Origin of the sequence: Pseudomonas sp. PB103, from assembly GCF_009764635.1 — a bacterium.
GTDB lineage: Bacteria > Pseudomonadota > Gammaproteobacteria > Pseudomonadales > Pseudomonadaceae > Aquipseudomonas.
Window position 1 is genome coordinate 1 of record NZ_RWIL01000169.1, and the last position, 11,509, is coordinate 11,509.

The window sequence follows — 11,509 nt, forward strand, 5'->3', positions numbered from 1 at the left end:
ATCGGGGATAAATCCCCTCACCACAATAATGTGTGTCAGTCACATATGGGTGTAGCAGTTGCAGAGGCAGTGCGTTGCGCGTGGTGCAGATGCTGCTCGGCCACAGCGACCTCTCCACCACGCAAATCTATACCCACGTCGCCCGCGCCCGCCTGCAAGAGCTGCACGCCAAACACAACCCTCGCGGCTGACACATCCCCTTTGTTTGAAATACTTACCTGTGGTGAGGGGATTCATCCCCGACGGGCTGCGCAGCGGCCCCCATCTTGGGCAGCTCGGTTTGACTGATAGATTGGGGGATGGTTTTAGGGCTGCTTCGCAACCCAGCGGGGATAAATCCCCTCGCCACAATAATGTGTGTCAGCCACATATGGTTGTGGGTCAGTTGTACAAGCATGAAGCTGTGTCAGTTACACATGAATGTATGGCGACAGGCGCATTCGGCCACCGTGGCCTTATGTGTTAGGCTTTGCCGGTTTGCACGATGGACGGTTATGACCCGGTGTTCCGGCACGGGCGTTCTGATCGTTTCATTTGTCCGCCTTCAGGAGTTCTCATGCGTCTGACCCAGATTTTCGCCGCCGCAGCCATTGCGTTGGTCAGCACCTTTGCCGTCGCCGATGACGCGGCCGACAAAGCCATTCGTAAAAGCCTGGAAAACCTCCAGCTCGAAGTCCCGGTAGAGACCATCACCGCCAGTCCTCTGCCAGGCATGTACGAAGTCAAACTCAAAGGCAGCCGCGTGCTCTATGCCAGTGCCGATGGCCAATACATCGTTCAGGGTTACCTGTTCCAGCTCAAGGACGGCAAACCGGTCAACCTGACCGAAAAAACCGAACGCCTGGGCGTCTCGAAACTGATCAATGCCATTCCGGTCGCCGAAACCGTGGTCTACCCGGCCATCGGCGAAACCAAATCGCACATCACCGTGTTCACCGACACCACCTGTCCGTACTGCCACAAGCTGCACGCCGAAGTGCCTGAGCTGAACAAGCGCGGCATCGAAGTGCGTTATGTCGCGTTCCCGCGCCAAGGTTTGAATTCGCCGGGTGACGAGCAGCTGCAAGCCGTGTGGTGCTCGAAAGACAAGAAAGCCGCCATGGACAAAATGGTCGATGGCAAGGAAATCAAGGCCGCCAAGTGCGATAACCCGGTTTCCAAGCAGTTCGCCCTCGGTCAGTCGATCGGCGTGAACGGCACACCAGCCATCGTTTTGGCCGACGGACAAGTCATTCCGGGCTACCAGCCTGCGCCACAAGTCGCCAAACTGGCGCTGGGCGCGAAGTAATTCGCATCGTCACGGTCAGCCGTGACGATCATGGCCCGGCAGCGACATCGCCGGGCCATCAATAGAGAGCCGCGAGCACGCGGTTGTTTTCCGGCCGACCCCGCGTCGGCCGTTTTATGGGGAGTTCACAGTGAATCCGGTCAAAGTAGGCATCTGTGGGTTAGGGACCGTCGGTGGCGGTACCTTCAACGTACTTCAGCGCAACGCCGAGGAAATTGCTCGTCGTGCCGGGCGTGGAATCGAAGTGGCACAAATTGCCATGCGCACGCCAAAGCCTCAGTTCCAGACGACCGGTATTGCGATTACCAACGATGTCTTCGAAGTGGCCACAAACCCTGAGATCGAAATCGTCATAGAGCTGATGGGCGGCTACACCGTTGCCCGCGAGCTGGTACTCAAGGCCATCGAGAATGGCAAGCATGTGGTCACCGCGAACAAGGCTCTGATTGCCGTTCACGGTAATGAAATTTTCGCCAAGGCCCGCGAGAAGGGCGTGATCGTGGCGTTCGAAGCGGCCGTGGCCGGTGGCATTCCGGTGATCAAGGCGATCCGCGAAGGCCTGTCCGCCAACCGCATCAACTGGGTCGCCGGGATCATCAACGGCACCGGTAACTTCATCCTCACCGAAATGCGCGAGAAGGGTCGTACCTTCGAAGACGTGCTGGCCGAAGCGCAGGCACTGGGTTACGCCGAAGCCGATCCGACCTTCGACGTTGAAGGCATCGACGCCGCGCACAAGCTGACGATTCTGGCTTCCATCGCGTTCGGCATTCCGCTGCAATTCGACAAGGCTTACACCGAAGGCATCACCAAGCTGACCACCGCCGACGTCAATTACGCCGAAGCGCTGGGCTACCGCATCAAGCACCTCGGCGTGGCGCGCAGCACTGCCGCCGGCATCGAGCTGCGCGTACACCCGACGCTGATCCCGGCCGATCGTCTGATCGCCAACGTCAACGGCGTGATGAATGCGGTGATGGTCAACGGCGACGCCGCCGGTTCGACGCTGTTCTACGGTGCTGGCGCCGGCATGGAGCCAACCGCTTCGTCGGTGATCGCCGATCTGGTTGACGTGGTTCGTGCCATGACTTCCGACCCGGAAAACCGCGTGCCGCACCTGGCCTTCCAGCCGGACTCGCTGTCGGCCCATCCGATCCTGCCGATCGAAGCCTGCGAAAGCGCGTACTACCTGCGCATTCAGGCCAAGGACCATCCGGGCGTGTTGGCTCAGGTGGCGAGCATCCTCTCGGAGCGCGGCATCAACATCGAGTCGATCATGCAGAAGGAAGTCGAGGAACACGACGGTCTGGTGCCGATGATCCTGCTGACCCACCGTGTGGTCGAGCAGCGCATCAACGACGCCATCGCCGCCCTCGAAGCGCTGGCCGGCGTCAATGGTCCGGTCGTACGGATCCGCGTCGAGCACCTGAATTAAATAGAAGCAGCTGCAAGCTTCGAGCTGCAAGCGGCAAGAGAAAAGCGGTCTGGCTTTTACTTGCAGCTTGTAGCTCGTAGCTTGAGGCCCAAACCGAAGGTTTGCCCTTATGCGATATATCAGTACCCGCGGCCAGGCACCGGCCCTGAATTTCGAAGACGTCCTGCTGGCTGGTCTGGCGACCGACGGCGGTCTGTACGTTCCGGAAAACCTGCCACGTTTCACCCAGGAAGAAATCGCTTCCTGGGCCGGCCTGCCGTATCACGAGCTGGCTTTCCGCGTCATGCGCCCGTTCGTCACCGGCAGCATTCCGGACGCCGATTTCAAAAAGATTCTCGAAGAAACCTACGGCGTGTTCTCGCACAGCGCCGTCGCGCCGCTGCGTCAGTTGAATGGCAACGAATGGGTGCTGGAGCTGTTCCACGGCCCGACCCTGGCGTTCAAGGACTTCGCCCTGCAACTGCTCGGTCGTCTGCTCGACTACGTGCTGGAAAAACGTGGTGAGCGCGTCGTAATCGTTGGCGCTACTTCCGGTGATACCGGTTCGGCCGCCATCGAAGGCTGCAAGCACTGCGAAAACGTCGACATCTTCATCCTGCACCCGCACAACCGTGTGTCGGAAGTGCAGCGTCGCCAGATGACCACGATTTTTGGCGAGAACATCCACAACATCGCCATCGAAGGCAACTTCGATGACTGCCAGGAAATGGTCAAGGCGAGCTTCGCCGACCAGAGCTTCCTCAAAGGCACGCGTCTGGTGGCGGTGAACTCGATCAACTGGGCGCGGATCATGGCCCAGATCGTTTACTACTTCCACGCCGCCCTGCAGTTGGGCGGCCCGGCACGTTCGGTGTCATTCTCGGTACCCACCGGCAATTTCGGCGACATCTTCGCCGGTTACCTGGCACGCAACATGGGTCTGCCGATCAACCAATTGATCGTCGCCACCAACCGCAACGACATCCTGCACCGCTTCATGAGCGGCAATCAGTACGTCAAGGACACCCTGCACGCCACGCTGTCGCCGTCGATGGACATCATGGTCTCGTCGAACTTCGAACGCCTGTTGTTCGACCTGCATGGGCGCAACGGTGCGGCGATTGCCGGTTTGATGGATTCGTTCAAGCAGGGCGGTGGTTTCAGCGTCGAGCAAGAGCGCTGGACCGAAGCCCGCAAACTGTTCGATTCGCTGGCCGTGGATGACGCACAAACCTGCGAAACCATCGCAGAAGTCTACGCGCAGACCGGCGAAGTACTGGATCCGCACACCGCCATCGGTGTCAAAGCTGCGCGTGAATGCCGTCGCAGCCTGGATATCCCTATGGTCATCCTGGGCACCGCTCACCCGGTGAAATTCCCTGAGGCCGTAGAGAAAGCCGGTGTAGGAAAAGCGCTCGAACTACCTGCACATCTTTCTGATTTGTTTGAGCGAAACGAGCGCTGCACCGTTCTGCCAAACGAGCTGAAAGCCGTGCAAGCCTTTGTCAGCCAGCATGGCAACCGCGGCAAGCCGCTTTAAGCCTGCAAAAGCTGTCACATTTTGAAGCCCGTCTCCTGACGGGCTTTTTTGTTTCTGCTGCCACACTGCTCGGGTTTTCACCCACGAAGGACGGGTGAGTCGATCACGAAGGAAGTGGCAATGTGGTTTTTTCGAAATTTGAAGCCGGCGACGGTCGGGCTGTTTGTATTGGCAATGCTGGGGTTCATGCGCTGGGGAGTGGCGGCACAACTGATGCTGCACGATGTCGAGGGCAGCAAGTTTCTGCCCGTGGAACTCGACGCCAGGGAGCGCCAATGGATCCGCGACAACCCTCGGATCATCGTCGCATCGGTGCAATATCCGTTGTACCTGTTCCAGGATGAACATGCTCACTGGAGCGGCTTGAACAACGAAGTGCTCCAGCGCATCAGCGCCATGACGGGGCTGCAGTTCGTGCATCAGGAGTCGTTCTCCACCGATCACATGCTCGAGCGGCTTGAGAAGGCCGAAGCGGACATCAGCACGACGTTGGCGATGAGTGATGAACGCAAAGTGTTTCTGGATTTCAGCCACGCCTTTGGCGGCGCCGGTTGGGTGTTTGTCGGCCGAGTCGGTGAGCCGCCGGTGCAGTCGCTGGAACAATTGGCCAAACGCGTGCTGGTTCTGCCGAGCCGCCACGCACTAGAAGGCATCATTCGGCGCGACTATCCATCGATCGAGATCCGCTCGGTCAAAACCTACGCTGAAGCGCGGGCGTTGGTCGAAAGCGGCGAGGCGTACGCCACCATCGAAAACGAAATCGGCGCGCAATTGTTTCCCTCGGGATTGCTGCGCGTCGGCGAACTGCTGGAGGGTAAATGGGAAGCCGATCACCTGGCCGTGCGCAAAGGCCAGCCGGAGCTGTTGAGCATCCTCAACAAGGCGCTCGAGGCGTTTCCTGCGGCGGAGCTGCGTGCCATTCGGCTCAAGTGGCTGGACGGCGTCTCCCCGACCCCTGCGCCTTCGATCTGGCAGCGGGTCACGGGTTGGGGCTGTTGGACAATGACCGTCATTGGCCTGTTTGGCGTGCTGTCGTTGATCTGGAATCGCCGCTTGAGCGCCGTGATCAAACAACGCTGCCAGGCCGAAAAAGACCTCGGCGATCAGTTAGCCTTTCAGCATGCGCTGATCGATTCGATGCCCGATCCGATATTTGTCCGCGACTTGCACGGGCGGTTGATCATGTGCAATCGCAGTTACGAAGAGGCGCTCCTGGTGCGATTCGATCAAGTGCAGGGGCGCTCGCTGCCGGAGGTCGATGCGCTGCCCAAGGCAACGGCGCTGATGTTGCACGATGAATTCATGCAGCAATTGCGCACGCGCAAGACACGCTTCAGTAATCGGCAGCTGCAGTTCAAGACCGGTCCTCGCGATGTTTATCAATGGACGGTGCCGTTTTACAGCGCTGATGGGCAGCTGCGCGGTCTGCTCGGAGGCTGGACCGATATCACTCATCGGCGAGTGAGCACACCGGGTCGGCATCCTTGGTGAACTTGGGAAAAGTCCTATAAGACGCGACTACTTTTCCGATGGGAGGCTGAGGACGGCTGCCCTAGAGTGAACGGCATCTGCGGTGAGAGTCCGCACCTGCCGTTTCCGAGGTTGCTCATGCGCTCGCTCAAAGTCCTGATTCTTGAACACAACCCCTTTCAATTGATGGCGCTGCACCAGATGCTCAATGCCATCGGTATCTACAACGTGCTGACCGCGCCTTCGCTGGCCGCAGCCTTGTGTTCTCTGGGGCACCGAGGCGCGGTCGATATCGCGATCTGCGATCCGCAACTCAAGGGCGGTGATGGCGTCGCATTGATTCAGCGTCTGGCGGTCGAGCGGCAAGCGCGAGCGCTGGTTCTTCTCGGTACGGTCGCACCCAGCCTGCAAAACGACCTCGAGGGCTTATTGCAGCAACACCCCCTGCAATTGCTCGGACGTTTGCAGATCCCGGTTTCAGCCGTACTCATGCGTGATTTGCTCGACCGCTACCTGAACGCCCTGCATCAGCCACTGGAGGTCTGAAGCGCGGCGTTATTTTTCTGTCATCTTCACCGTGCATGCTCTGCAAGACCGGTGACGCTCCACGGAAGGAGCCATTGGCAGGCAGAACTTTCTTCTCGGGCCGGTGGTCATTAATTGTGAACACGCCCCAGGCACTATGTTTTCGGACTAATGAGTGGAGATCGAGATGGAAAGTATCAGTCTATTGCTCGGTGAGGCTCTGAGCCCGTATCAAGTGACGTTGACCCCTCGTGGCAGCCATGGCGAATGCCTGGTGACCCTGAAGAACAGCAACGGCGCCATTGTGGTCGAACGCGAATTCAATCAGGCGCAGTTGAGCGACAAGCGCTTGCTGACCGATGTCGTCGACGGTTTGCACCGTGACGTGCTGATCGCCGAAGGGCGACTGGAACCCTGTGTGATTGCGGCATTGCGCAACGCAGCGCTGGACAAACGTGCGGCGCTGTAAAGATGAAATATTTTTTGTGGGAACCTTCCTGCATCCCTGTCAGTCAGACCCAGTAACAGCAGGATCAAGCATTGTGCTCCGGTGCTTGTCGCTTGCTGCTACTGGTCTTTATGTAGGCCACGTTTAACCCCGAGTCGTCTCCCCACTTCTCGGGGTTTCTTTTGTCCGGCGTTTGCCTATTGCGCGGCTTGATGCTCGAAAAATGTACGGGCTTCCTGCAAATAATCCTCACGTCGGTCGGGGTCCAGCCATGCGGCGTAGAGCTGATTCAGGTGTTCATGGGGCAGGGTGCGCAGCAGATGATTGATCTCGGTAATCGCCTGACGCCCCTGGGTAGTGTCGGAACAGGCGACATAACCTGACAGGTATTTGCCGTTGCCCTGGATCGGATAGAACTCCAGCTCATCTTCATTGATCTGCGCCTGTTTCGCCTGATAGCGAATCTCCGGCCAATAACCCAACACCACCTGCAGCCGACCCAGGCGCTGCATCGATAGCAGATTGGTCAGGGCATCGTTGCCGTAATGTGCGGTCAGCGCGGCGCTGGGCGCTTGATGCAACAGGCTGTCGATGAATTCGCCATAGCTGCGTTCCGCCACCACCCCGACTTTGCGTTCGGTAGCGGCCAGCAGCGCCGACAGATTCACTTCACCGTTGACCAGGTACGGTTCGAGCACCGAGCGATCTTGCTGGCGCACCACCAGTCCGTTGCCAACAGCGCGAATCGCCGGGATCGAATACGCCACCCACTGCGCACGTTCCTTGTTCCACAACAGTGCGGGATCGCAGGCGAACGGGTTTTCGTGGAGCATTTGCAGACCACGGGCGCGGTTGACCCGCATCAGCGTGTGTTCGTATTGCGGCATGCCGGCGATCAGCAGCGGCATCAATTGGTCGATCACGCCCTGGCCCTTTTTCGGGCCTTCGAAAATCGTCAGGGGCGGCAGGTCGCGCAGCAACCAGATCAACGTCGGCTTAGCCTGTGCCCCGGTCGACAGGGCCAGCAGAAACAACAGGCCGAACAGCCGCCACGTCCACCAATGGTGGGCGCGGTTGGCGTGCGATCTCTGCCGGCGCTTCAGCTTAAATGGCTCCGTCTTCGCGCAGGCGAGCGATCTGTGTCTCGTCATAACCAAGATCGTTGAGTACCTGCGCATTGTGTTCACCGAGCTGCGGTCCGACCCATTCGGAGGAGCCCGGTGTCTCAGAGAGTTTCGGCACAATGCCGGGCATCTTGAAGTCCTTGCCGTCCGGCAGCTTGGCGTGCAGGAACATTTCCCGAGCCAGGTATTGCGGGTCATTGAACATGTCTTCGGCGCTAAAGATCCGGCTGACTGGCACATCGGCATGATTGAGCAGGTCAAGTACGGTTTGCAGCGGTTGCGAATTGACCCAGCGATCGATCACGCCGTACAACTCGTCGCGGCGATTATCGCGGCCGTCGTTACTGGCCAGCGTCGGATCATTGGCCAGATCGTCGCGGCCGATGATCAGCATGAAGCGCTTGAAGATTGCATCACCGTTGGCGCCGATCTGCACATGCTTGCCGTCGGCGCTGGTGTGAATCGAGGAGGGGGTGATGCCGGGCATGATGTTGCCGGTGCGCTCGCGAATAAAACCGAACACATCGAACTCCGGCACCATGCTTTCCATCATCGCGAAAATCGCTTCATACAGTGCGACATCGACCACTTGGCCGAGCCCGCCGTTGACCTCACGATGCCGCAGCGCCATCAGTGCGCCGATCACGCCCCACAGCGCGGCAATCGAATCGCCTATCGAAATCCCGGTGCGCACCGGTGGCCGGTCTTCAAAACCGGTGATATAGCGCAAACCGCCCATGGATTCGCCAACCGCACCGAAGCCTGGCTGATCTTTCATCGGCCCGGTCTGGCCGAAACCGGACAGGCGCACCATCACCAGTTTCGGGTTGAGCGCGTGCAGGGTTTCCCAACTCAGGCCGAGTTTTTCCAGCACACCGGGGCGGAAGTTTTCGATGAGAATGTCGGCTTCACTGAGCAGTTTTTTCAGGATCGCCAAGCCATCAGGGTGTTTGAGGTTCAGCGTCAGCGACTTCTTGTTGCGCGCCTGCACGAACCACCACAGTGATGTGCCTTCATACAACTTGCGCCACTTGCGCAGCGGATCACCGCCGTCCGGCGATTCGATCTTGATCACTTCGGCGCCGAACTCGCCGCAAATGCGTGAGGCAAACGGCCCGGCGATCAACGTACCCAATTCAATGACTTTCACACCGCTGAGCGGTTTGTTGGCGAACGGCATACTGAATCCTGTAGGACAAGGCTGTGCGGATACAGCGTTTTAACATAGCCGGCTGTCAGACGCCGCAGGTTGATCGCCATCAATTCGATGATTGCCTACCGCATCGGTTAGACTTGCCGACTTTCCTCGTATCAAGAAGCCCGTTCATGGCCCAGCCGTCCACTACCTACAAATTTGAACTGAACCTCACCGACCTCGACCGCAGCGTCTACGAGAGCGTCAAGCAGACCATCGCCCGTCACCCTTCGGAAACCGAAGAACGCATGACCGTGCGCCTGCTGGCCTACGCCCTCTGGTACAACGAGCAGTTGTCGTTTGGTCGCGGTCTGTCAGACGTGGATGAACCTGCGCTGTGGGAAAAGAGCTTGGACGATCGCGTTCTGCACTGGATCGAAGTCGGCCAGCCCGACGCCGATCGCCTGACCTGGTGCTCGCGCCGCACCGAGCGCACCAGCCTGCTGGCCTACGGCAGCCTGCGCGTCTGGGAAACCAAAGTGATCCCGGCGATCAAGAACCTGAAAAACGTCAACATCGCCGCCGTCCCGCAGGAAGTGCTGGAGACGCTGGCCAAGGACATGCCCCGCGTTATCAAGTGGGACGTGATGATCAGCGAAGGGACGATCTTCGTCACCGACGACCGTGGTCAGCACGAAGTCCAGTTGCAATGGCTGCAAGGTGAGCGCGACTGATCCCGCGCCTGTAGCTGATTAATCCCACGTATTAAGAGAAGTCTCCGTCACCCCATGCGTATCGAACCTCGTCAACTGCCTGCCACTCTGCCGTTTCTCGGTGATATTCCGCCGCTGCTGACCCGCCTGTACGCGGCACGGGGCGTGCAGTCCGAGGCGGAGCTGGACAAGAGCCTGGCGCGGTTGATCCCGTTCCAGCAGCTCAAGGGCATTGATGCGGCGGTGGACTTGCTGGTGACGGCGCTGGAGCAACGCCAGCGCATCCTCATCGTCGGCGACTTCGACGCGGACGGAGCGACGGCCAGCACGGTCGGCATGCTTGGCTTGCGTTTGCTCGGTGCCGCGCACGTCGATTATCTGGTGCCGAACCGCTTTGAATATGGCTACGGCTTGACTCCGGAAATCGTCGAAGTCGCGATGACTCGCGAGCCGCAGTTGCTGGTGACCGTCGACAATGGCATCTCCAGCGTCGAAGGTGTGGCCGCCGCCAAACGTCATGGGCTCAAAGTACTTATCACCGACCACCACTTGCCGGGCGATGAACTGCCGCAGGCCGATGCGCTGGTCAACCCGAACCAGCCAGGTTGCGAATTCCCGAGTAAGGCACTGGCCGGCGTCGGGGTGATTTTTTATGTGTTGATGGCGTTGCGCGCGCGTTTGCGCAGCCTCGGCTGGTACGAGAACAAGCCGCAGCCGAACATCGGTGAGTTGCTTGATCTGGTCGCGCTGGGCAGCGTTGCCGACGTGGTGCCGCTGGACGCCAACAACCGGATTCTGGTGCACCAAGGCCTGGAGCGAATTCGCGCCGGTCGCGCACGGCCGGGGATCAAAGCGATTCTTGAAGTGGCCAAGCGTGACGCCACTCGCATCACCTCCACCGATCTCGGTTTTATCGTCGGCCCGCGCCTGAACGCTGCCGGGCGTCTGGATGACATGAGCCTGGGCATCGAATGCCTGCTCACTGCCGACGCCAACAAGGCCCGGGAAATGGCCGCGCAACTGGACGGCATGAACCAGGATCGCAAATCCATCGAGCAGGGCATGCAGCGTGAAGCGCTGGCGCAGCTCAAGGACTTGCCGGTGGAGTCGATGCCGTTTGGTCTGTGCCTGTTCGATCCGGAGTGGCACCAAGGCGTGATCGGTATTCTCGCCTCACGCATGAAAGAACGTTATTTCCGTCCGACCATTGCCTTTGCTGATGCGGGTGATGGCTTGCTCAAGGGCTCGGGGCGCTCGGTGCAGGGCTTCCATATTCGTGACGCGCTGAGCGTTGTTGCAGCGCAGCATCCGACCCTGATCGCCAAGTACGGTGGCCACGCGATGGCCGCTGGTCTGACCTTGCCGCAGGAGAATTTTCCGCTGTTTGCCGAGGCATTTGACGCTGAAGTGCGTAGGCAACTTCGCGAGGAAGACCTGACCGGGCGCATGCTCTCGGATGGCACGCTGGCGGTTGAAGAGTTCCACCTCGAACTGGCCCGCGCCCTGCGCCACGCCGGGCCTTGGGGCCAGCACTTTCCTGAGCCGCTGTTTCACGGTGTGTTCCAGTTGGTTGAGCAGCGCGTGGTCGGTGAGCGGCACCTGAAAGTGGTGCTGAAGAGCGAGTGTGGCTCGGTGAAGCTGGATGGCATCGCGTTTGGGATTGACCGGGATATCTGGCCGAATCCGACGATCAAGTGGGTTGAGCTCGCCTATAAGCTCGACGTTAACGAGTTTCGGGGCAATGAGACCGTTCAGTTGATGATTGCTCATATCGAACCGCGCTGAAGATCAAAAGATCGCAGCCTGCGGCAGCTCCTACATAGAAGTGCGCTCTGTAGGGGCTGCCGCAGGC

The 11,509-nt window shown here is 59.3% G+C and carries 10 protein-coding genes and 1 pseudogene; 9 read left to right on the top strand and 2 right to left on the bottom strand.

The genetic code is table 11. The annotated features are described in order from the left end of the window. Positions 1 to 65: 65 nt before the first annotated feature. From EJA70_RS29250 to EJA70_RS29280, 7 genes and pseudogenes are all read left to right on the top strand, one after another. A pseudogene (locus EJA70_RS29250) lies at positions 66 to 191 on the top strand (tyrosine-type recombinase/integrase); the annotation flags it as partial. 365 nt (positions 192 to 556) lie between these two features. Further along, on the top strand, positions 557 to 1,288 hold the full coding sequence (gene dsbC, locus EJA70_RS29255; protein WP_008081624.1) for a bifunctional protein-disulfide isomerase/oxidoreductase DsbC: 732 nt from the start codon (positions 557 to 559) through the stop codon (positions 1,286 to 1,288). Between the two features lie 130 nt (positions 1,289 to 1,418). Further along, the gene (locus tag EJA70_RS29260) at positions 1,419 to 2,723 is read left to right on the top strand and encodes a homoserine dehydrogenase (protein ID WP_158835982.1); all 1,305 of its coding nucleotides are present in this window, start codon (positions 1,419 to 1,421) and stop codon (positions 2,721 to 2,723) included. Positions 2,724 to 2,832: 109 nt separating this feature from the next. Further along, the gene (gene thrC / locus EJA70_RS29265) at positions 2,833 to 4,242 is read left to right on the top strand and encodes a threonine synthase (protein WP_158835985.1); all 1,410 of its coding nucleotides are present in this window, start codon (positions 2,833 to 2,835) and stop codon (positions 4,240 to 4,242) included. A 120-nt stretch (positions 4,243 to 4,362) separates the two neighbouring features. Beyond that, positions 4,363 to 5,733, top strand: a complete 1,371-nt coding sequence (locus tag EJA70_RS29270) for a transporter substrate-binding domain-containing protein (protein WP_008081620.1) — start codon at positions 4,363 to 4,365, stop codon at positions 5,731 to 5,733. A gap of 117 nt (positions 5,734 to 5,850) precedes the next feature. Further along, positions 5,851 to 6,258, top strand: coding sequence for a response regulator (locus EJA70_RS29275; protein ID WP_158835988.1), 408 nt, complete (start codon positions 5,851 to 5,853; stop codon positions 6,256 to 6,258). A 166-nt stretch (positions 6,259 to 6,424) separates the two neighbouring features. Beyond that, complete coding sequence (locus EJA70_RS29280; protein WP_008081618.1) at positions 6,425 to 6,706, top strand: DUF3509 domain-containing protein; 282 nt, start codon at positions 6,425 to 6,427, stop codon at positions 6,704 to 6,706. A 176-nt stretch (positions 6,707 to 6,882) separates the two neighbouring features. On the opposite strand, the gene EJA70_RS29285 is transcribed toward EJA70_RS29280, so the two are convergent. Further along, entirely contained in the window at positions 6,883 to 7,836 is a 954-nt protein-coding gene (locus EJA70_RS29285; RefSeq protein WP_178117038.1) for a TIGR02285 family protein, read from the bottom strand. Then, on the bottom strand, positions 7,790 to 8,989 hold the full coding sequence (locus tag EJA70_RS29290; protein WP_158835991.1) for a CaiB/BaiF CoA-transferase family protein: 1,200 nt from the start codon (positions 8,987 to 8,989) through the stop codon (positions 7,790 to 7,792). The genes EJA70_RS29285 and EJA70_RS29290 overlap by 47 nt, the downstream gene beginning before the upstream one ends. 146 nt (positions 8,990 to 9,135) lie before the next feature. Between EJA70_RS29290 and EJA70_RS29295 the strand changes: the two genes are divergently transcribed. Then, positions 9,136 to 9,678 carry a YaeQ family protein gene (locus tag EJA70_RS29295; protein ID WP_158835993.1) on the top strand — a complete coding sequence of 181 codons (543 nt, stop codon included), beginning with the start codon at positions 9,136 to 9,138 and terminating at the stop codon, positions 9,676 to 9,678. 54 nt (positions 9,679 to 9,732) lie between these two features. Then, positions 9,733 to 11,442, top strand: coding sequence for a single-stranded-DNA-specific exonuclease RecJ (gene recJ / locus EJA70_RS29300; RefSeq protein ID WP_158835996.1), 1,710 nt, complete (start codon positions 9,733 to 9,735; stop codon positions 11,440 to 11,442). Positions 11,443 to 11,509 lie beyond the last annotated feature (67 nt).

Excerpts from the sequence above, each read along its gene's own strand:
- dsbC (WP_008081624.1), top strand. The coding sequence starts at position 557 with ATGCGTCTGACCCAGATTTTCGCCGCCGCAGCCATTGCGTTGGTCAGC.
- thrC (WP_158835985.1), top strand. The coding sequence starts at position 2,833 with ATGCGATATATCAGTACCCGCGGCCAGGCACCGGCCCTGAATTTCGAA.
- EJA70_RS29270 (WP_008081620.1), top strand. The coding sequence starts at position 4,363 with ATGTGGTTTTTTCGAAATTTGAAGCCGGCGACGGTCGGGCTGTTTGTA.
- EJA70_RS29275 (WP_158835988.1), top strand. The coding sequence starts at position 5,851 with ATGCGCTCGCTCAAAGTCCTGATTCTTGAACACAACCCCTTTCAATTG.
- EJA70_RS29280 (WP_008081618.1), top strand. The coding sequence starts at position 6,425 with ATGGAAAGTATCAGTCTATTGCTCGGTGAGGCTCTGAGCCCGTATCAA.
- EJA70_RS29285 (WP_178117038.1), bottom strand. The coding sequence starts at position 7,836 with ATGACGAGACACAGATCGCTCGCCTGCGCGAAGACGGAGCCATTTAAG.
- EJA70_RS29290 (WP_158835991.1), bottom strand. The coding sequence starts at position 8,989 with ATGCCGTTCGCCAACAAACCGCTCAGCGGTGTGAAAGTCATTGAATTG.
- EJA70_RS29295 (WP_158835993.1), top strand. The coding sequence starts at position 9,136 with ATGGCCCAGCCGTCCACTACCTACAAATTTGAACTGAACCTCACCGAC.
- recJ (WP_158835996.1), top strand. The coding sequence starts at position 9,733 with ATGCGTATCGAACCTCGTCAACTGCCTGCCACTCTGCCGTTTCTCGGT.